The sequence below is a fragment of the Vagococcus entomophilus genome (genome assembly GCF_003987595.1).
In the GTDB taxonomy this organism is placed as follows: Bacteria; Bacillota; Bacilli; order Lactobacillales; family Vagococcaceae; genus Vagococcus_E; species Vagococcus_E entomophilus.
This window is the reverse complement of record NZ_NGJZ01000001.1, coordinates 494,183-515,559: the sequence shown is the minus strand read 5'-3', so window position 1 is coordinate 515,559 and position 21,377 is coordinate 494,183. Positions and strand designations below refer to the sequence as shown.

Below are 21,377 nucleotides of genomic sequence, written 5' to 3'. Positions count from 1 at the left end.
TTACCATATTTATTGAAGGCATGTCCTTAAATTTCTCTAAAAGAATAGTTTTTTTAATTCTTCTTCCCATGTTGTAGGTAACTCCTTTACTTTATTCTCATTATTGTCACTTAGCGGAAAGCACTCCGGCACTTCTGTGCAACAATCACAACAAAAGGAATGCTTCTGTTGGTCTTCTTGTTTTTTTTGCTCACCAAAATATGCTAACAGAAAATCCCTACGACATTTTTTTTCTTCGATGTAAGATAACATATCCGCCACACTTTTTCTTTTTTCCTGTAATTTCATTTCTAAATGTTGAACGAAATCCCCACTATCTTCTTGTTCGTTTTCTAACCATTTTTGTTGTGTTTGATCTAAATTTTGTTGAAAAATTTTTTGCTTCTTTTTTGGATAGGAAAGATACAACTGGATCTCTTCGATTTGTCGTGCTAATGTTTCTTGCAGACGATAGTGAATCCATTCGTCGCCTTTTTCATATAATAATATCGTTTGACTCTTTTCCCCATCTCTTCCAGCTCTTCCAGTTTCCTGTAAATAAGCTTCCACGCTACCAGGTAAATGATAATGAATAATGTAGCGGATATCTTTTTTGTTGATTCCCATTCCAAACGCACTAGTTGCACAGAGTAAATCTAAATTTCCTTGTATAAACTGAGTTTGAATGCTGATTCTATCTTGGGAACTCATATCACCATGATAAAAAGCGACTTTTTTATCCGTATTTAAAAGAAGCTGTTCACTGATTGCTTCTGCTTTTTTCTTACTTGAAAAATAAATCAGCCCTGGCCCAGCAAATTTTTCAACAAAGTCAATGATGTACCTTAGCTTATCAGCATTTTTTTCGACCGCATAATAAATATTAGGCCGATTCACTGATTTGATTACAGTTGCAATCTGTTCGTCTTCTGCTAATAACTTTCCCTTGATATCTGCTAAAACTTCTGGAGTTGCTGTAGCTGTCAAAGCGAGGGTCAGGGGATTTTGAAGCGTTTTTCTCACCTTTTTTAGCTGACTGTATTCAGGTCTAAAATCAACGCCCCATTGTGAAATACAATGGGCTTCATCGACTACAAATAGACCAATTTCTAATGTTTGAAGCTTCTCTTGAACCGCTGTTTGTTCCAGCATTTCTGGACTAAGAAAAATAAATTTAAATTGTTTTAGATGATTCAGCAGATAGTTTTTTTCTTCAAAGCTAAGTAAACTATTTAGTGCAACAGCCTCTTTTTCTCCCATCTGTTGCAAGTGGGCTACTTGATCTTCCATTAGAGAGACAAGTGGCGATATAATCAGCGTTTGCCCCTCAAGTAAATAGCTTGGAAATTGGTAACACAGTGATTTACCTGTCCCTGTAGGTAATATGGCAATCGTATGGTGCCTAGATAAAATATGCTGAATAGTTTCTTTTTGTCCATCTTTAAATTCTTGGTATCCAAATTTTCGATACAGTATTTCTTCCATTTCCATATTTTATTGCCCCCGAATTCTCATTAATTGATAAAAGCGCCAATCATAATAATCTAGAGTCGAATCAAATTGTTGCAATTGTCGATAATCCCATAGTCTAATATCTCGATGATGCTTTTCGAATTCTTCAAAAGTAGCTTTTTTTGCATGAGGTAGTAGCTCTGAAAAATCAAAGTTTTTGTCACAACAACCATATTCAAGCAGGTGATCTTTGACTGTGTTCACTTTAATTTTTTTGGCCCGTGCAATTTCTGCAATCTGTCTGCCACTTTGAAATAAAATAACACTTTCATCAATAGTTTGAAGACCATTATTTAATTGAAAATAACGCATCAATGAATGAAGCAAAGGATAATCACCCTCATTTTGTGCAATTTTCTTAAAAAATAAATGTTGGATATCCGTCACGATTAAATGGTACTGCAGTGTACTCATCTGAAACTGCTGTTGTGTTCGTCCCACTTTTTGATAGCCACTAAAATGATCAACCAGAAACTCAGCTTCTTTTTTGTTCAAATGATGGTTGATAAATTTCAACCATTCTTGGTACAACAATTGACTTTTTTCATCTAAGGTATAGGGCTTTATTTTCAGCCACGCTTTTAATTTTTGTTGAATTAAAAATTGAGTTTCTAGTGGGCGATATTGATTATTGTGATGCGTCAATTCTGATAAAACTTGCGTGGCGAAAAGGGCTCTATTCCAAAATAAAGGCGCTTCTTTTGCACACTCAAGTCCAGAAATATGAGGAAAAACAAACTGCTCTTGAAGCTCGATTGGTAAAGGAAATTGAGAACAAATTTGAACGAAAGAATCCTCCACACACAGAAGTTTTTCTTTTTCTAGATGTCTTAATTGCTTGATTAACTCTTGCTTTTTTAGCTGCGGAAGTACACCGTATAAAGGCAAATATCCATACAACGCTCCATATGATAAAATAGAAGCTGTTTTCTTTCCTTGTAGCAAATGAAGCAAAGTTGTCCACCTTACCTTGTATCCATGCCGAAATAAAGATAAAATATAATTATCATCAAAGTTCATTATATACCTCGCAATCTAGGAGTTGATTTTATGAAATGTACCATTATTCCCGAAAAATGCATTGCTTGTGGACTCTGTCAGTTAGCTGCTCCTGAGGTTTTCGATTATACTGATGATGGGATTGTTCGCTTTATTCACACCGATTCCCTCCATCAAGAAGTAACTGAAAAACTACAATCAGGGGTTACAACTGCCTACAAAAAATGTCCCACACGAGCAATTTTAATGGAATGATTGTTTGTATTACACCAAAAGCGTATGTTCTTCAACTGAAAAAGTCAATAATTTTTCTGACTTTTTCAGTTATATCAAGAACTTACGCTTTTTTTATATCATCATATTTTTTTATTTTGATAAAGTTTGGAAGACAACCAAACTAACATTTTTTGCTGAACAACTACATAAATTCCACCGACAGCAAGACCTTTAATTAGATTAAATGGAATAATTCCCGTTATCATAACTTGTTTCATCGGAATACCATAACTAAATCCGAGGAGCTTAACATACAGTGGTGTTAATACGAAGTAATTGGCAATCGTCATAAAGATCGTTAAAAACACAGTCGCTATAATTACACCTAGAAATGCATTCTTCTTCCCTTTTTTTCTTTGGTAAATCATATGAATCGGGATTAGATAAAGAACAGTTGCCAGAAAGCTCGCAAAATCCCCTACCAGATTTAACATCCCCGCTCCTGTTATGACAAAATGTAGCAAGGATCTGATAAACGCTACACTAACACCTCCACCAATTCCATAGATGAACGTCCCAATTAACACGGGAATATCACCAAAATCTAACTTCAGAAATGGAAAATTGGGTAATAATGGAAAGCCTAACGTTACTAGCGCATAACTAAGTGCGGCAAGCATTGAGAATACAACCATTTTTTTGACATTTACATACTTCATTTTTCTTCCTCCAATTAAGGAGTCATCTTCTTGGTGCTTAGTCAGTGATTATTTAGCTAAAACAAAAAACTTTCATGCTTGCAAGTCATAAAACGTGCAGGGCATGAAAGTTTGTATAGTCTCATCTGAATGTTCACTCAAATAAGCCCTATCTTCTTTATCCAGACTGTACTGTCGGTATTGGAATTTCACCAATTCAGCCACCTCACTCCTAAAAGTAAAGCAGGTCGTGGACTATCACCACCGGTCGGGAATTGCACCCTGCCCCTGAAGACGAACCTTAGTATATTTTTCTACAAATGTATTCTAGCACAAAAATCGCTGGCAAGGCAAATTATTTACTCGCTTTGATACAAATACCCCTGACTACGGATTGTTTTGATTGCCTTTGCCGCGTCCACCGAGTACCCTTCAATTTTTTTTCGTAGCCGTCTTACCTGAGCATCAACCGTTCGAATCTGACCACCATACTCATAGTGCCATACTTCTTGAAGTAATTCCTCTCTTGTAATGATTCGGTCAGGGAATTGCATGAAGTAATGCATCAACGAAAATTCAATGGCAGATAGACGGACAAACTTGCCTTCAATATACAAGCGCTTGTTTTTTTCATCTAACCTCAGTTGGTCCTCTTCGCCTGTAAGCGCAGAATTTGGCAATTCATAATAATAATACAAAAGTCTTTTCACACGCAATTTCAGTTCTTGAATATTAAAAGGTTTTTCTATCAAGTCATCCACGCCCTGCTCAAACGCCTGAATTCGCTCACTTTCTCGTGGCTTTTCTATCAAAAGTACGACTGGCACAATGGAAATGGCCTGAATTTCTGTCAAGCAAGCATATTTGGGCGTACCTGCTAGTGCAACTTCTCCAATAACAAGCTGAAAACTTTGAGTTTTAAAGAGAGCTAATCCATCTTCTAGATTACTTGTACATGTAGTATCGTAACCCGCTCGCTCCAATTCTTGTGCTAACAAAAAAGAAAGGCGCTGTTCTTCTTCTACGATTAATATAGAGAATTTATTCGCCATTTCTTTTCCTCCTTTATCCTATACTTCTTTGCTTAATTGCAGCAAGCTACTGACTTCTTTTTTTGAAAGCTGCCGATACGTTCCTGGATTAAGACCTTTTAAATCTAAGTTACCATAAAGCTCCCGTTTTAGTTTTTCAACAGGTAAGCCTACCGCTTCTAACATTTTTTTCACCTGATGATTTCGACCTTCATGAATCGTTAGTTCTACAATGCTTTTTTTTGTTGCTATGTCGGCTGATAGGACTTTAAACTTGGCTGGTGCTGTTTTCCTGCCTTCAATTTTCACACCATTCCTTAGTGGTTTAAGCGTTGTGTTTGTCGCAATTCCTGTCACTTTTGCAACATACGTTTTTTCTAATTCGTGCTTTGGGTGTGTCAATTTTTGTGAGAAATCTCCATCATTTGTTAGTAGTAACAATCCTGAGGTATCATAATCTAAGCGTCCAACTGGATAAATCCTTTCTGGAACATCAGTAAAATAATCTGTCACAACTTTACGCTTTTTATCATCTTTAACTGCTGAGATAACCCCTCTAGGTTTGTAAAATAAATAATAGACAAAGCTTTCTTGTGTTAAAGGAACACCATCTACTTCGATTACATCCTTAGCTGAGACCTTTACGCCCATTTCTGTTACTAATTTACTATTTACGGTCACGTGACCTGATGCAATCAAAGCTTCTGCTTTTCTTCTTGAAGCAACGCCACTTTGGGCAATAACTTTCTGTAGTCTTTCCATTGTTTAGCTCCCTATTTTTTATTCTTCTAGCTCTTCTTTAAAGCGATCATAAAACAAATCACTTGGGACTTCTGTCTCAAAGTCTTCTTCTATCTGTTGAATATCAGGTAATTCTTCTAAACTTTTCAGTGCAAAATAATCCATAAAGTAATCTGTCGTGCCATATAAAATGGCGCGACCAGGACCATCTACCCGTCCTTTTTCTTCAATTAATTGTCGATTTAATAGCTTCTGAACGGCTCCTGATGATTGAACTCCCCGTATTTCATCCACTTCAATTCGAGTGATTGGCTGTTTATACGCAATAATCGATAAGGTTTCCAAAGCAGCTTGTGACAATTTGTTTGAAAGAGGGGATTTGGCAAATTCTTTTAAGACAGCTGCGCATTCCGTTTTCGTCGTCAACAGAAAGTGATTTCCGGCTTCTAAAATACAAAACGCTGATTCTTGATCAATCAGATATTTTTGCTTTAACTTCTCAATTTCATCATATACTCTCGCTGTTGATTCCCCGGTGACATAAGCTAATTCCTCTAAAGAAATTCCTTGGTCTCCTACAACAAATAAGAGCGCTTCTATTTTCGCTGTTACACTCATCTTTTACTCCTGTTCTTCTGGTACATTTTCTGCCGAAAAAAGGTATATCGGCTGGTAATTATGTTCTTGCTTGGCACACACCTCACCAGACTTCATCAGCTCTAATAAGGCAATAAATGTCGTTACAATCTCGTTTCTTGTATAGCTTTGAAAAAGCGTTGTGAAAGCTAACCCTGATTTTTTTATTGAGGCTGCGGTCAAAGCAGAGCGAATGCTGCTCATTTTTTCTTCGATTGTTTCCTCATCAGTCTGGATCGTCGTTTCTTTCACTTGTTGCTCTTTTTTCCGCTCTAAAACATCATGAAATGCTAAAAACAGCTCGATCATCGTCACCTGATTTGGCTCTAAGCCAACTTCTTCTTCCTTGTATTCATCCAAATCGCTCGCTTCTTTTGTAAAATAAAGTCCTCTTTCTTGCTCTTTTTCTTTGAATACTCCCGCAGCATATTTATATTTCCGATACTCTAATAGTTGCGAAACGAGCGCATCACGAGGGTCTTCTTCTTCCAACAACTCCTGTGAATCTTCTTCAAATTCAATTTCTTTTTTTGGAAGTAGCAGTTTACTTTTAATTGACATAAGTGTTGCTGCCATTACAATATATTCGCCTGCTACATCTAATCTTAATACGCTCATGGTATGGATATAGGCCATATACTGTGACGTGATGTCTGCAATTGGAATATCATAAATATCAATTTCTAACGTCTTAATTAAATGTAGTAATAAATCGAGTGGCCCCTCGAAAACTTCTAATTTTACATTTAGTTCATCCAAGCAACTTCCCACTTTCTATCTACAATTCCATTTTATTTTACGCTCTTGGGAAATATTCTTTATAAACATCCGCCATTCTCTGTTTCGTTATATGTGTATAAATCTGTGTGGTTGAAATATCTGCATGACCGAGCAGCTCTTGAACAACACGCAAGTCAGCTCCATTTTCCAAAAGATGCGTGGCAAAACTGTGCCGTAAAGTATGAGGAGTAACCTCTTTATCAATTCCTGCATCTTTGACAATTTGACGCAAATTCTTCCAAATTCCTTGTCTTGTAAGCCCACGCCCATGATGATTTAAAAATAAAAAAGGTTGCGGTTCTTTGTGATAAGACAAACTGCTTCGGCTTTCATTCAAATACTTTTCAATCCACTTGATGGCTAAATCTCCCAGTGGAATAATTCTCTCTTTATCCCCTTTTCCTATCGTTTGAATCAATCCTAAAGAAAGATGCAAATCAGAGAGCTTTAAAGAAATCAACTCCGAGACACGTAATCCTGTAGCGTACATCACTTCCAAAATCGCTCGATCTCTAATTCCTAATATTGTTGTGGTATCTGGAGTTTCAATCAAGGTTTCCACTTCTTCAACGGATAATATTTTGGGTAATTTTTGACCTTTTTTAGGAGTGTCTACATGCTGCATTGGATCATTTTCTGTGATTCTTTCTTGTCTTAAAAATTGATGGAACTTTCTAAGCGCAGATACCATCCGAATAATGGTGGCAGAGGACTTCCCTTCTTCTTTTAAGCATTGAAGAAAATTTAAAACAACATACCGATCGACTCGGTCCCAAGCACTTATTTCACTATTTTTCAAAAAGTCGAGATACTGTGAAAGATCACGTCTATAACTTTGAATGGTATTTTTAGAGAGTCCGCGTTCTACTTTTAAAAAATGAAGATACTCATCCACTGTGTCATCCATCCACACTCACCTCTCTTTTTGATATCAAATATTATCATACCAGTAATCTAGAAAAGTTTCTATTAGAAAACGAAAAAAACTTACGAAAATTCGTAAGTTTTACCGCTTGCCTTTTTTCTGACACTTTTCACAAATTCCATGAAAAGTTAGCCGATGGTCTTTTACCAAAAAGTGGTATTTCAGCTCCACCGTATTTTCTACTTCACCAAGCAAATCCTCTTCAACCTCTTCTATAGCACCGCATTCCAAACAAAGTAAATGATGATGGAAATGCTTTGCTCCTTCTTTTCTCAAATCATATCTTGATAGGCCATCATTAAAGCTAATTTTGTCTACAATTTTTAAATCTGTCAACATTTCAAGCGTACGATAAACAGTAGCTAAACCAATGTCTCGATTTTTTTGTTTAACAAACATATAGACTTCCTCAGCAGATAAATGCTCTTTTTCATTCTCTAACAAAACAAGAACAGTCGCTTCTCTTTGTGGGGTCAATTTGTACCCAGAATCATGGAGTTGTTTCCTAATTTTCGTTAACATTACTTGGATTTCCATTAGATAACCCCTTTTATACTCATTCTAATAAACAAAATAAAGTTCATCTACTTATTTGTATTCATTATAAATTAAGATCCTTACTTTTGCAACCATTCTCAATTAGAGTGTTCTGCTTTACGAATTAGCCAACCATCCTTTTGCTCCACTAGTCTTTGTTTCATCAAGGAGCCTACCGCTCTTTTGAACTGCCCTTTGCTAATCGCAAATTGTTTTTGGATTTCATCTGGGGCTGATTTATCTGTATAAGGCAACCGGTGATTCTCAGCCTTATCTAAAAATGTCAACAACATCAACGCATCATCTGATATTACTTCATGCGCTCTTGGTTTAAGCGAAAGATTTAAAACTCCTTCTTGATTCACACCAATGACTCTTCCCTCAATTTTTTGCCCTAATCGAGGCTCTTGATCACGCTCTGAGGGATGAATAAACCCTAAATAAAAGTCATCCGTCAACACATATGTCCCAACCAATTTAAGACGATATGCAATGCCTGTCACATTTTTATTTTTCATCGTTTGAATGTTTGCTTTCCGACTTCTCACTTTAAACTCGTGTTCCTCGGCTAAGACTCCCCACATACGTTCTTTATCGTCAATACGCAATGTCACGAGTAATTGATCCCCTTTTTTGGGCCATAACTCTCTCATCTCAGGTAGTTCATCCATTGAAACGACCACTTCTTTATCTGGAAGCCCAATGTCCACAAAAACGCCTAAATCACGTCTGATAGCCATTACTTCACCAAAATCATATTTCCCTTGTAAAATTTTTGGGAGCTTTGTAGTAAAAATCAAATCTTGATTTAAGTTGTGATAACCAAAGCCCTCAACTGCTTCACCAAGATGATGTTCTCCTTCTTCTTTATTCAATTTAAATGTCCACCCATTTTTTTGAACAAAATAGGCTTTCTCATTTTCATCCGTTACTAATCCAGTAAATACCGTCCCAATTAATTGATTCATTTATTTCTCCTCTGTTCTATATAGTCCTTTCATTATAGCATAAAAGTACAGAGAAAAATATTATAAAAAAGCGCGAATAATCGCCATTGTTGCTAATCCCACAAGAACAGTTAAAACTAAATTTTTCGTTCGAAAGGCAACCAACAAGGTGGGAAGACTTGCCAAAACATTTTGAACATTAAATTGTGCGAATTGTCCGACTTTTTGCTCGAATAAACCACTGACAAAAAGAGCTGTCAAAATGCACATCGGTAAAAAAGACAAAAAATCGTTGAGTTTTTTGGGAAAGCTCATTTTCTTACTAAAAATAAACGGAAGAATTCGTGGTACGAGCGTCACAGCTGCGCAACAAATAATTACAATCAGGGTCGAATACTTAATTGTCATCTTTCAAATACACCCCCATCGAACACCCACATAAGGTAGCAATTAAGACACTTACTTCAACGGACAAAACCGTCATGAAACTATACAAACTGATACATACCGTAAGTAATATCGTTAGTGTTTGTTTCATTCTCTTTTTAAGTGGATACTCAATTTGCAACACAATCAACCCAATAAACATCGCACTCAATGCAAAATCCAGCCCGAATGCCTTTGGATTAGGCAGCCAATTTCCAATAATCCCACCTAGAATGGTCGATAAAATCCACGCTAAATACGCTGTGATATTCAAGCCACTCACCCAAGGAAAGGACAATTTTTTCTCTTGTTGGATTGCTGTAGTCAAAACTCCATAAGACTCATCTGTAAGTAAAGAACCAATAGAGATGGAGCGCAGCAAGGATTCTTTTTTGAAATATTGTGCAACAGACATGCTCATTAAGAAATGTCGTAAATTTACCAAAAACGTTGTAAAGACAATGGCTGATAGCGGAGTTGACAAAGCAAGCATTCCACAAATAATAAATTGAGAACTCCCTGCATATACCAAAGTTGACAGTAAAGCAATCTCGAAAACAGATAGTCCAGAATTTTTCCCAACAACTCCAGCTGCAATCCCAATTCCTGCATAACCTAAAATAGTTGGCAAACAAGCTACGAATCCTTCACGAAATGTTTGATACCCTAATGAATACTCATGATTCTTCATTTTTTCACCTCTGCTATTTAAATTAGAAAAAACTGGAGAAAAAATCATCATGATTTTTTCTCCAGTACTATGTTGTTCGCGTTCAAAAAATAATTTTAGAAAAAATTATTCTCCAACAGTTTGAATTTTCATCAAGTTTGTTGTACCTTTAGTTCCAACTGGAACACCTGCTGTGATGATAATTAAATCGCCATCTTTTGTAAAGCCTAACTCTTTAGATGATGATGTAGCTAATGCAAACATTTCATCAGTAGAAGCTGGTTTTTCTGCAACAGTTGGGTAAACTCCCCAAGATAAAGCTAAACTACGTGCTTGTCTTTCAGAGAAAGTAACTGCAAGAATATTTGCTTTTGGACGGTATTTAGAGATCATACGAGCTGTACGGCCAGATGCAGTCGCAGCAACGATAGTGTTAACACCTAAGTTACGTGCTGTATGTCCAACTGATTGTCCGATTGCTTCTGTTGTATCAGTGTTTGTGTATAATTTTTCAGCGAAAGCGTCTTGTTCTTCAATTGCTTTTTCTGTGTATTCAGCAATACGAGCCATTGTTTTAACAGCTTCTACTGGGTAATCCCCTGCAGCTGTTTCACCAGATAACATGATTGCGTCTGTACCATCAAAAATTGCATTTGCCACGTCAGATGCTTCTGCACGAGTTGGACGTGGGTTACGTTGCATTGAGTCAAGCATTTGAGTTGCTGTTACAACTGGTTTACCTAATTCATTACATTTTTTGATTAATTGTTTTTGTACGATTGGCACATTTTCAGTTGGGATTTCTACACCCATGTCTCCACGTGCAACCATCAAACCATCAGATACTTCTAAGATTTCATCAATGTTATCGATACCTTCTTGGTTTTCAATTTTTGGAATAATTTGGATATGTGTAGCATCTTTTTCAGCCAAAATTTTTCTAATATCTAAAACATCACTTGCACGACGGACAAAGCTTGCCGCAATGAAGTCAATATCATGTTCAATCCCAAAGCGGATATCAGCAGCATCTTTTTCAGTGATACCAGGTAATTTAACAGATACGTTAGGCACGTTAACACCTTTTTTGTTTTTTAGTGTTCCTTCATTTTGAACAACCACAACAAGTTCATTTGCTGCTTTATCAATTTCACTTACTTCTAAGTCAATTAATCCATCATCTAAAAGAATATGTGAACCAACATGAACGTCGTTAATTAATTCTGGGTATGTAACAGAGAATTTTTCACGAGTTCCTGCAACTTCGGTCATTGCAATGCGAACTACATCACCAATTTTGAAATCAACTTTGCCATCTTTCATATCATGTGTACGAATTTCTGGTCCTTTTGTATCTAATAGTAACGCAACACGTTTTCCAGTAATCTTGATTGCTTCACGAATATTTTTAATACGGTTACCATGTTCTTCAAAATCTCCATGTGAGAAGTTCAAACGGCATACGTTTAATCCTGAGTTAATCAATTCAACTAAAGTTTCTACTGATTCACTTGCTGGTCCAATCGTACAAATAATTTTTGTTTTTTTCATTATAAAGCGCTCCTATATTCTTTTTTATTTAACAACAAATTCGAACTACTAAAACGATAGTTCTTGGTTCAATGTATATAAAGAAAGGTCTGGATGATGTTTTTGATTCTCTAGAGTATCAATAATATCTGTGGCAACAATTTCGTTTTCACGAATTCCCACACATAAACCACCTTTTCCTTCTTTTAACAACTCAACAGCATGTCCACCAAATTTACTTGCAAGAACACGGTCTCTTGCAGTCGGTGAGCCACCACGAACTACGTGGCCTAGTACACTAACTCGCGCATGGAAGTCACCATGTTCTGCTAATTTATCTGCAAAATCATTGCCGCCCATAACCCCTTCAGCAAGAACAATTAAACAATGTTTCTTACCACGGTCGCGACCTACACGAATACGATCAGCAACTTCTTGCATATCAAAATCATGTTCTGGGATAATAATATCATCTGCACCACCAGCAACACCGGCCCACAAAGCAATATCTCCTGCACCGCGTCCCATCACTTCAATGATAAAAGTACGTACATGGGATGTTGCAGTATCACGAATTCTATCAATTGACTCTAATACTGTATTAATCGCTGTATCAAAACCAATTGTAAAATCAGTACCAGGAATATCATTATCAATTGTTCCTGGAAGTCCCACTGCTGGAAAACCACGTTTGGTCAAAGCAAGGGCACCTTGGTAAGAACCATCCCCACCAATTACAACCAATCCTTCGATACCAAATTTTTTCAATTGCTCAATCCCTTTTAGTTGCCCCTCTGCAGTAGCAAACTCAGGATATCGTGCTGAATACAAGAATGTTCCACCACGTTGGATTTTATCACCAACATCGGCAACATCTAATTTACGGATATCCCCAGCAACTAGTCCAGCAAAACCATAGTTAATCCCGTACACTTCCATCCCATCAAAGATAGCTTTCCGTGTTACGGCTCTGATTGCTGCGTTCATTCCTGGAGCATCTCCACCGCTTGTTAAAATAGCGATTCGCTTCATAGCATTTCCACCTCGTATATTGTATTCTTATAAGTGATTACAAAACTAAAAGTTACTAAGTGATGTCCCACTTAAACTCCGAAACCATTTTACCATTTTTATTCTAAAATGTCTTTGAAAATCATAAAAATCATGAAAAAAAATTGAAAACCATTTTTTTTCATGACTTCTACTACCGAATCACTACATTATCTTCCCCAATAATAGCTGCAAGCTCCTTAAAAACATCCGCTTCAGCGCAAATCCAAAATTCTGGCTTTAATACACTTCTTTTCTTACTTTTTTCATTAAATAAAACAACTGGGGTTTTTCCTGGATGTTTTTTAATGATTTTTTTTAACTCATTTTGCACCGTAATGCTATCATGCTCAAATGTAATACGCAAGTAACACCTTTTTTCGTTCAATTGCTTTTGAAGTACTTGTGCTTCGGTCATCTCTTCAACTAGTAGCTGAATTTCTTGATTGTAGTTGCTTTTTTCTATTTTCCCACAAACCAAATAGACTTCATTTTCTTTGAGTTGACTCCGAATCGCTCGGTATAATCTTGGAAAAATAGTGAGTGAAACTTCCCCACTTACATCACTGCCAGTCAAAAAAGCCATAGCTTCTCCCTTTTTTGTCCGAATAACTCGAATGCTTTTGCTATAAACAAACAAGTAAGCTTTTGCACCCACTTCTAATTGCTCGGTCGTAACCGTATCGTATAAACCTGCTAATGTTTGGTATTCTTCTACTGGATGTCCAGAGAGATACATCCCTGCGTATTCCTCTTCTTTTGCTAGTTTTTCCGCAACCGTATAGTCTACTGTCTTTTCCTTTTTTAAACTAAGTATATCTAGAAGACTTGCACTTCCACCTGTTAACACAATATTTTCAAGTAAGCCATTCAAATCAGTAACTAACTGTTTGCGATTGCTTTGTAGTGAATCAAATGCCCCAACCATGATCAGAGGAATGAGATAATCTTGTTTCAACCACTTTTTATCCACTCTCATTAAGAAATCCTCTAACGATTTGTAAAAACCATTTTGTTTACGTTCTGATAAAATGTCCTTAATAAAATCTCGCCGAATTCCCTTAACAATACTCAAACCAAATAAAATTTTCGACTTATTTAGAAAAAAGCTGTACTCACTCTTATTAATATCTAATCCTTTTATTTCAATCCCAAATTTCTTGGCTTCCGCACAATATTCTCGAACTTTACTCGCATTATGCGAAACAGAATGGAGCAGTGCCGCAAAAAATGGAGCAGGATAATGAACTTTTAAATAGGCCATTTGATAGCCAATAAAAGAATAGGCAACTGCATGCGATCGGTTAAAGCCGTAATTAGCAAATCGCTCAATATAATCATATACTTGATTTGCACTATCATCAGAGTAGCCTTTTTCTTTAGACCCTCTAACAAAATTTGCTCGTTGTTCATCTAGAATTTCTTTTTTCTTTTTACTGATCGCTCTTCTTAAAATGTCTGCTTGACCCAAAGAGTACCCAGCCATCTTTGATGCTACTTGCATGATTTGCTCCTGATACACAATAATGCCATAGGTTACTTCTAAGATTGGTTTTAAACTTTCCTCGGGGTAACTCACAGGTTCCAATCCTTTTTTTCGATTAATAAACGTTGTGATATTATCCATTGGTCCTGGCCTATATAACGCATTCACTGCTGATATGTCCTCGATTGAAGTTGGTCCTAAACGGCGTAACACATTGCGAATTCCACTTGACTCAAATTGAAAAACTCCTGTTGTTTCTCCGCGTTGAAATAAGTTCAAAGTTTTTTGGTCATCTAGTGGAATCTTGCCTAAATGAATTTCTTTTTTGTAAATCCGTAAAATATGACGTAGAGCGTCGTCCATGATAGATAGATTGCGCAACCCTAAAAAATCCATCTTTAACAAGCCTATACGCTCAACATCGCCCATCGTGAATTGAGTGAGCAAGATTCCGTTTGACCCTTCCTGCAGTGGGACTAAATGTGTGAGATTCTCATCACTAATGACAACCCCAGCCGCATGAGTCGAAACATGTCGTGGCAATCCTTCTAATTTTACTGCGGTCTCAAATAAACGTTGATTCCGAGCTGACTCAGCCACAAGTTTTTTTAACACTTTTGACTCTTCGTACGCTTGCTTCAAGCTTATTTTTAGCTTATTTGGAATTGCCTTAGACCAAAGTGTTGCTTCACTTTGAGACAAGCCAAAGACTCTAGCAACATCTCTAAGTGCCATCTTTGCCGCCATCGTGCCAAAAGTAGCAATTTGGGCAACATGATTCCGCCCATATTTTTCCAGTACATACTGCAGTACCTCTTCACGTCGATTGTCTGGAATATCCAAATCAATATCTGGCATCGTGTAGCGTTCTTTATTTAAAAAACGTTCAAACAACAAATTATAGGCAATAGGATCAACCTCTGTAATAGACAATACATAAGACACAAGCGAACCAGCAGCAGAACCACGTCCTGCACCGGTCACAATTTTTTTTCGATGAGCAAAATCCATTACATCCCATACGATTAGAAAATAATCATCAAACCCCATTTCGTGAATAACTGCTAATTCCATTTCAAGGCGTTCTTTATAAACATCTGATATATGCTCGATTTTATTCGTCATTTTTTCATGACAAAGACGTCGTAAATACAAAGCTGCACTTTCTCCATTAGGTACTTCATAGTGTGGCAATAAAGTTTGGTGCAAAGGGATCTCTACTTGACACTGTTTGGCAATGTACCCTGTATTTTTCAGAGCGTTGTGTAAAGAATCTTCTGCATAAAAAGCATCCATTTCTTTGATTGAGGGCAAATAAAAGGGACCTTTTAGCGGTTGCTTTTCTAAAGAAATTTTAGTCCCAAGCTCAATATTTCTGATTACTTGGTAGGAAAAATCATCCTCTGGATCGAGATAATGAACTTCTTGAAGTGCGACTAGCGGAATATCGTGTGTGTCACAAAATCCAAGCCAACTTGCTTGATCCTGCCCATTAAATGTAATCCCTGCAAACAAAGAGTGCGGTTCAACCCACTCTTTCAGTTGCATCATCAATGAATTAGCTTGTTCTTGATCCTCCTTATGAAAAGAACCAATTTCACTTTCTTTTTCAGGCAAAACAACGAATAAATCTTTTAAAAAAGAGGCATAAACTTCTAGTCTATCTCCTTGATTTTCTTGGTTCTTCATCTTTAACGTAGAGATTTCCATTAAGTTTTGATAGCCTCGAATATTTTTGGCTAAGAGTAACACACGGTACTTTTCTGTAGACTCTTGGTTCCCACTATATTCCAATGTCAAACCAATGATGGGATGAATTCCTGCATTTTTACAAGATTCATAAAATTCAATTGCACCATGCATCACATTTAAATCTGTAATTGCCAGCGCTGAGTAGCCTTCTTTTTTTGCTTTTTGTACGACCTCTTCAATACGGATTGTACTTTTAAGCAAAGAGTAAGAGGTCATAATATGTAGTTGTGCGATACTCATTTTCAACGCTCCTTTTCATCTACTGAAAGTTTCCATTTTATTATACCATGAAACCCAATCTTGTAACGAAAAAAACGAACGAATGTTCCACTTGTTTTTTATTTCATTTCTTTACATTTTAGTTATTTATGCTAAAATATAGTGGAAAAGAGGTGTGGCTTAATGCGTTATCTCGTAGTCGTTTTTTGGGCTTTTATTTTAGGAAATGTTGCAGCTTACATTGGTGGAGCATTGAACGGTGCAAGCTATAACTTTGCACAAGCAACTATTGTTTCCTTGATCACAGGATGCATTATTGCGGCTATAGGCTTAGTGGCAAGACCAACAAAAAAACAAACTGTTACAAAATAAAAAGAGCTGAGTTAATCAGCTCTTTTTATTTTGTAACAAACCACGAAAATTGATTGTTGATAAAATAATATTTAGAACAACCAAACACGCCGTACCAATGAATACAAAGCGATAGCCCGAATAAGAAGCAATCGAGGACCCAATCAAAGGTCCTAACACTTGACCAAAGTTCGTCGCCATTTGATTAAAACTAAACACGCGGCTAATCCCCTCACGAGGTGTTCTCTTACTAATAATCGAATTAATCGACGGCATCAGCGCACCTGTTGAAAAACCTAACAAGAAACGCAAAACTCCTAATTGAAAAGTGGATTGTACAAATGCCATTGGAAATAAACAAAGTAAGGAAACCACTAACCCACCTAGCAAAATCCGCTCATTCCCAATCTTATCTCCTATTCGCCCCAAAATCGGCGCAGAAATGAATGCAGAAATACCCGCGCAAGACACAATAATGCCACTGATAAGAAGTGTCCCATTACTCTTTCCACTCAATTCTCGAATGTAAAGAGTTAAGATTGGGCTAATACTTGTGATACTGACTTGCAAAATCATCGTTGTCACAAATAAACCTAAAATCATTCCTGGACGACTCATTCGTTTGAAAATTTCTTTTGTATCAATCATATTTTCTTTTTGAACCGGTAAAAAGTCTTCTTTGACAAAAAATATAGTCAATATCGTTGTCAATAGTAGCATGGCGCTAGTAATTAAAAATACATTTTTGATGCCAAATGCTTCTGCTAAAACGCCGCCCATTAGGGGACCAATCAGACTCCCGGCAACCCCTCCTGTTGCAAGGGTTCCAAGCGCCCAACCACTTTTTTCTCTAGGTACCTGTGACGAAATCATTGCTGTTGCATTCGGAATATAGCCAGCAAGGACACCATTTAACAGTCTAAATACTAATAGGTAAAAAACATTTGGCACAAATGCTAGCGCCCCCATCGTAATCGTCATCCCAGAAGCCGCTCGAATCATCATCATTTTTCTGCCCTTCTGATCCGCTAATTTTCCCCAAATAGGGGCGACAATCCCTGCAGAAAGTGCCGTCAAGCTAATTGCAAGACCAGAATAAAGTTCAATCTTATTTTTAGGTGCACCCAATTGTTCCACATAAATCGGAATAAAGGGCATGACCAAACTAATACTCGCTCCTGTTAGAAAACATCCAATCCATGTAATGTACAAGTTTTTCTTCCAGTTAATCTTCATTTTATCCGCTCCAATTTGAAATACATTATTCCATTGTACACGAAATCACAAAATTTTACTCTTATTTTCCCTTTTATCTTTAGAGAATTTATCTATCAAAGAAATAAGCTGAATTTACTTAAGATAGGAAAGCCATAGAAAAAAGCTGAGTGGCTGCTCCGTTTAATCAAAAAAGTGTTAAAATTTGTTCACAATCTCATCGACATTTTTAATCATAACAGAAATAGTGCCATCTGGATTATTGATAAACTCAATCAACTCTTTATTTTTATAAACGTCTAAAGGAATTGACATTTCGATTCCATTAGCCAATTTTAGCTTTTGATTACGATATTTTTTCTCATACTTTGGTACATTCACAGGTGCTTTTTCGTCAAAACGTGTTTGCTCCATTATTTCTAAGTATTCTTGTTTAGCTGAATGGTTGTCTTCAAACACTTTATCAGCAACAAGCTCTTTGCTGATCACCCCTTCTGCTTCAATACTTTCATACACTGCTTCTTGAACATTTGACATGCTGACAAATTTTTCTTCGTTGTATTTATCTGCTACTTTTTTTATGGCTTTTTTCATAATTGAAATATTTTCCGTTACTGTAGGTGTTGGAATAGTTTGCAACATTTTTTCTGAAATATAGTCAATTTTTTCTCCATCCACTACATATTTCTTTTCAACAAGTTCAAAAGAAAAGTCATCATACGAGATCAGTAGAAACTCATCTAGCTTCTGTGTTAATCCTGGGAATATAGCTTTATTTAAAATAATGTTATTGCTCATTTTATCGTCAACGTAGTCTACATAATGTGTATATTGAGGCTTATAGTTCAACTTCACAAAGCCAAAATATTTTTCTTCCATTTTTTCTGCCTCAAAACAAAGCAAATCACCGCTAGGCGCCTCTTCAATAGCACGAGTTAACTGAAAAAAAAGTTGAGCAATTTCGCTCGTCTGTTCAATAAAGTTGAGTTCACTAGAAGACAATACTTTGACAATATCCGATGCCGGGTCTAGTTTGCCAACTTTCGGATCTAATTTTTCAATTCTTTTTTCAACAGATTCAAGATAGGTCCGAATCGCGTAGTCTTGAGCGTCTAATTCAACTTGACCACATAGCAGCGAATCCGAATCTGAATCCAAAATATGCAAAATTGCTTTAGTAATTTTTAACATTTTATCATCCTCACTTTGTTTCTTCATTTGAAAATACCCTGCTTATTATACTCGATTTTTTCTCTATGTGCTCCTTAATAGCGCTTTAAATTTTTTTTGAACAAAAAAACCACCACTGCTATTGCAGTGGTGGGAATGAAGGTTGTTGTTTGATAGTACGAATTATTTTCTAAGCATCTTTATCTAATTAAAAAGGATAAGACAGGCATTCATGGATATTTTCCACTATAAAATAAAGCTAGTCTCACAATAATTTGTGCTGAATTGTGTGATAAAAATTCCTCTAAATCTATCCAACACTAAAACTGCACTTACAACTAAAAAAAATCGTATTTTTATAAAATTTACATTTCACTATATTAGATTAAGAGCCAATTTCATGATGAATATCTTCTGTTTGTATCGTATTTACATTTCACTATATTAGATTAAGAGCTGCGAAGAGTAGGCATTCTTGAACCTTTTAACTTATTTACATTTCACTATATTAGATTAAGAGTTAGAAAACATGTCAGAACAGGTGTACGACGAAGCATTTACATTTCACTATATTAGATTAAGAGAGAATTGCAATGCTAGAAGAGCTAACACTCTACAATCATTTACATTTCACTATATTAGATTAAGAGGGACTGGTTACAGATATTAACTTTGCGCAACGAAGAATTTACATTTCACTATATTAGATTAAGAGAGTCAATCAACATATTTTTCGATGGAAATGAAGATAATTTACATTTCACTATATTAGATTAAGAGTTGCTACGTATGAGTTTCTTAAGACTTACATAAAAAATTTACATTTCACTATATTAGATTAAGAGATTCTAATTTATCTACTCTTTCGGTTAGTTTTTCTAATTTACATTTCACTATATTAGATTAAGAGTTTCTATAGAACTTTGAATCAAACCATTGTTACTGGATTTACATTTCACTATATTAGATTAAGAGGAGAATACGGTTTGAAGTAGATTCAGAAAATTGCTTATTTACATTTCACTATATTAGATTAAGAGGTCAGGGGATGCAGATAAAAATGCAACAGAATTCAAATTTACATTTCACTATATTAGATTAAGAGTCTGTGTGTCGTAACGCTTGATCGAACAAGGACGGATGCTATAAAATTGTCGACCTCATCTTGAGCTTCCCTTTTCCTGCCTAGTTTAGCATACTTTTCTTCTTAAATACAAACAAAACACTACAAAAACAGGCTTTTTACAGAATTGTCGACCTCCTATGTTTTTTACACTACTAGAGGTCGACAATTTTTTAATGAGTAATTTTTTCAAAAGTAAATAAAAAGCCAATTCATCCGAACTAGTTTTCTTCTTATTCCAACATTTCATTAATTACGGAAACAAATTTTTCCTCATTTCTCATTCCGATAAGTAATTTTTTTACATTCATTTCTAATTCTTCTATTATTTCTACATCTTCTAAATTTACTTTTAAATTTCTGGTTTCTATATATTTATCAACAAAATTGTTAAAAGATACTTTTTTCCCAGCCATTTTTTCTCTAACCAAGTAACCAAATAGAATGTCAACTTCATCTTTTGAAACATCAAACTTTAATAACTCTAACGATCCTAAAATTAAATTGTTTTTTTCTGCTAGTTTTTCTAGTACGTTAGTTATCAAATCTTTTTGAAATTCCTCCACGAGAACACTTCCTTTAAATTAATACTATACAGAAAATAATCTATCGATTTCTCCCAAACAAACTCAATTTCAAACGTAAAATCTGAGGTGATAATTTGAAATTTCGCTATTACTTTCCATATAAGGATTTATCCTGTAAAGCTAGTTCCAGTTCCTACTAAGAACACGAAAATGAAAAAGCCTAAACTGCTAACCGAAAGAATCAACATTATGAAAAAAATACTTTTTAAAAATTTATTTTTTTCATAGATAGCATTGATACTGCAAATTGTAAAAGAAAACACAGGAATCAAAAGCATTAATGCAATATTAGCATTTTTTATCCATACATCTATTTTTACCCACATATTGTGCCAAAAATCATGTATCCCAAAACTTCCATAAGAAATGTGTAGCCAAATTAATAAAACAAATGATAAAAAGCCTAAGATTCTTCGCATACGATTTCCTCCCTACAAAAGATGGCTCATAACTTGAAGAAAAAGTTGTTGGCAGATTTACTGGAAGGATCTCTCCCAAGGAATAGTCGATTGCATAACAAGTAGCTTGAATCATAGTAATACGCTTGGTCAACCAGCTCAGAGCAATGATTAGGAATCATGCTTTTCAAATTATAATCTAACGAGAACTTGATATGAATGTGTTTTGTTGCGCTACCGTTATTTAAAAAATGGATATCTGCGTAATTTGCAACTTTTCTAGCTAAATTACTACCTAACATTCTATACTCACTAGTTCAAGTAGGAATAAAGCTCATTCAAAAAATTTCCCAGCGGATACTTGTCATAAATAATGATCCATCCGAAACAACTTTTTCA

20 protein-coding genes, 1 pseudogene, 1 CRISPR repeat array and 1 riboswitch are annotated in these 21,377 nt (G+C 35.8%); of the genes and pseudogenes, 2 read left to right on the top strand and 19 right to left on the bottom strand.

Annotated features, from left to right (window positions below; translation table 11 throughout):
* Positions 1–36: 36 nt before the first annotated feature.
* Together CBF30_RS02340 and CBF30_RS02335 are read right to left on the bottom strand one after the other, a co-directional pair.
* Entirely contained in the window at positions 37–1,470 is a 1,434-nt protein-coding gene (locus CBF30_RS02340; RefSeq protein WP_126822378.1) for a RecQ family ATP-dependent DNA helicase, read from the bottom strand.
* Positions 1,471–1,473: 3 nt separating this feature from the next.
* On the bottom strand, positions 1,474–2,511 hold the full coding sequence (locus CBF30_RS02335) for a helix-turn-helix domain-containing protein (RefSeq protein WP_126822376.1): 1,038 nt from the start codon (positions 2,509–2,511) through the stop codon (positions 1,474–1,476).
* Between the two features lie 30 nt (positions 2,512–2,541).
* On the opposite strand from CBF30_RS02335, the gene CBF30_RS02330 reads away from it, so the two are divergent.
* On the top strand, positions 2,542–2,745 hold the full coding sequence (locus CBF30_RS02330) for a ferredoxin (RefSeq protein WP_126822374.1): 204 nt from the start codon (positions 2,542–2,544) through the stop codon (positions 2,743–2,745).
* 101 nt (positions 2,746–2,846) lie between these two features.
* Here the strand turns inward: CBF30_RS02330 and CBF30_RS02325 are convergent, their stop codons facing one another.
* The 13 genes and pseudogenes from CBF30_RS02325 to dnaE all read right to left on the bottom strand — a co-directional run bounded on the left by CBF30_RS02325 (position 2,847) and on the right by dnaE (position 16,155).
* The gene (locus CBF30_RS02325) at positions 2,847–3,425 is read right to left on the bottom strand and encodes an ECF transporter S component (protein WP_126822372.1); all 579 of its coding nucleotides are present in this window, start codon (positions 3,423–3,425) and stop codon (positions 2,847–2,849) included.
* Between the two features lie 146 nt (positions 3,426–3,571).
* A riboswitch (FMN riboswitch) is annotated at positions 3,572–3,704 on the bottom strand.
* 59 nt (positions 3,705–3,763) lie between these two features.
* Positions 3,764–4,456, bottom strand: a complete 693-nt coding sequence (locus tag CBF30_RS02320; RefSeq protein ID WP_126822370.1) for a response regulator transcription factor — start codon at positions 4,454–4,456, stop codon at positions 3,764–3,766.
* An 18-nt stretch (positions 4,457–4,474) separates the two neighbouring features.
* Positions 4,475–5,197, bottom strand: a complete 723-nt coding sequence (locus CBF30_RS02315) for a pseudouridine synthase (protein ID WP_126822368.1) — start codon at positions 5,195–5,197, stop codon at positions 4,475–4,477.
* Positions 5,198–5,215: 18 nt separating this feature from the next.
* On the bottom strand, positions 5,216–5,794 hold the full coding sequence (scpB, locus tag CBF30_RS02310; protein ID WP_126822366.1) for an SMC-Scp complex subunit ScpB: 579 nt from the start codon (positions 5,792–5,794) through the stop codon (positions 5,216–5,218).
* Positions 5,795–5,797: 3 nt separating this feature from the next.
* Positions 5,798–6,571: a segregation/condensation protein A gene (locus CBF30_RS02305; RefSeq protein ID WP_126822364.1), complete on the bottom strand. Its 774-nt coding sequence runs from the start codon at positions 6,569–6,571 to the stop codon at positions 5,798–5,800.
* 37 nt (positions 6,572–6,608) lie between these two features.
* A complete protein-coding gene (xerD, locus tag CBF30_RS02300) occupies positions 6,609–7,499 on the bottom strand; it encodes a site-specific tyrosine recombinase XerD (RefSeq protein WP_126822362.1) in 891 nt (296 codons plus the stop codon).
* A 99-nt stretch (positions 7,500–7,598) separates the two neighbouring features.
* Positions 7,599–8,054 (bottom strand): ferric iron uptake transcriptional regulator, encoded by a 456-nt coding sequence (gene fur / locus CBF30_RS02295; protein ID WP_126822359.1) that lies wholly within the window; start codon positions 8,052–8,054, stop codon positions 7,599–7,601.
* A 98-nt stretch (positions 8,055–8,152) separates the two neighbouring features.
* Entirely contained in the window at positions 8,153–9,022 is an 870-nt protein-coding gene (locus tag CBF30_RS02290) for a CvfB family protein (protein ID WP_126822357.1), read from the bottom strand.
* A 60-nt stretch (positions 9,023–9,082) separates the two neighbouring features.
* Entirely contained in the window at positions 9,083–9,409 is a 327-nt protein-coding gene (locus CBF30_RS02285) for an AzlD domain-containing protein (protein WP_126822355.1), read from the bottom strand.
* Complete coding sequence (locus CBF30_RS02280; protein ID WP_126823736.1) at positions 9,399–10,118, bottom strand: AzlC family ABC transporter permease; 720 nt, start codon at positions 10,116–10,118, stop codon at positions 9,399–9,401. Before CBF30_RS02280 ends, CBF30_RS02285 begins: the two co-directional genes overlap by 11 nt.
* A 111-nt stretch (positions 10,119–10,229) precedes the next feature.
* Positions 10,230–11,648 (bottom strand): annotated as a pseudogene (pyk, locus tag CBF30_RS02275) (pyruvate kinase); the annotation flags it as partial.
* Between the two features lie 48 nt (positions 11,649–11,696).
* Positions 11,697–12,659, bottom strand: a complete 963-nt coding sequence (gene pfkA / locus CBF30_RS02270) for a 6-phosphofructokinase (protein WP_126822351.1) — start codon at positions 12,657–12,659, stop codon at positions 11,697–11,699.
* Between the two features lie 172 nt (positions 12,660–12,831).
* Positions 12,832–16,155 (bottom strand): DNA polymerase III subunit alpha, encoded by a 3,324-nt coding sequence (gene dnaE / locus CBF30_RS02265; protein WP_126822349.1) that lies wholly within the window; start codon positions 16,153–16,155, stop codon positions 12,832–12,834.
* Positions 16,156–16,317: 162 nt separating this feature from the next.
* On the opposite strand from dnaE, the gene CBF30_RS02260 reads away from it, so the two are divergent.
* Entirely contained in the window at positions 16,318–16,506 is a 189-nt protein-coding gene (locus CBF30_RS02260; protein WP_126822347.1) for a YjzD family protein, read from the top strand.
* A gap of 15 nt (positions 16,507–16,521) precedes the next feature.
* Here the strand turns inward: CBF30_RS02260 and CBF30_RS02255 are convergent, their stop codons facing one another.
* The 4 genes from CBF30_RS02255 to CBF30_RS02240 all read right to left on the bottom strand — a co-directional run bounded on the left by CBF30_RS02255 (position 16,522) and on the right by CBF30_RS02240 (position 20,999).
* Positions 16,522–17,721: a multidrug efflux MFS transporter gene (locus CBF30_RS02255; protein WP_126822345.1), complete on the bottom strand. Its 1,200-nt coding sequence runs from the start codon at positions 17,719–17,721 to the stop codon at positions 16,522–16,524.
* Between the two features lie 177 nt (positions 17,722–17,898).
* Positions 17,899–18,891, bottom strand: coding sequence for a nucleoid-associated protein (locus tag CBF30_RS02250; RefSeq protein WP_170168910.1), 993 nt, complete (start codon positions 18,889–18,891; stop codon positions 17,899–17,901).
* Positions 18,892–19,233: 342 nt separating this feature from the next.
* A CRISPR array of direct repeats spans positions 19,234–19,975; the repeat unit is 29 nt; unit sequence ATTTACATTTCACTATATTAGATTAAGAG.
* A gap of 251 nt (positions 19,976–20,226) precedes the next feature.
* Positions 20,227–20,559, bottom strand: a complete 333-nt coding sequence (locus CBF30_RS02245) for a hypothetical protein (RefSeq protein ID WP_126822341.1) — start codon at positions 20,557–20,559, stop codon at positions 20,227–20,229.
* A gap of 128 nt (positions 20,560–20,687) precedes the next feature.
* Complete coding sequence (locus CBF30_RS02240) at positions 20,688–20,999, bottom strand: hypothetical protein (RefSeq protein ID WP_126822339.1); 312 nt, start codon at positions 20,997–20,999, stop codon at positions 20,688–20,690.
* Positions 21,000–21,377 lie beyond the last annotated feature (378 nt).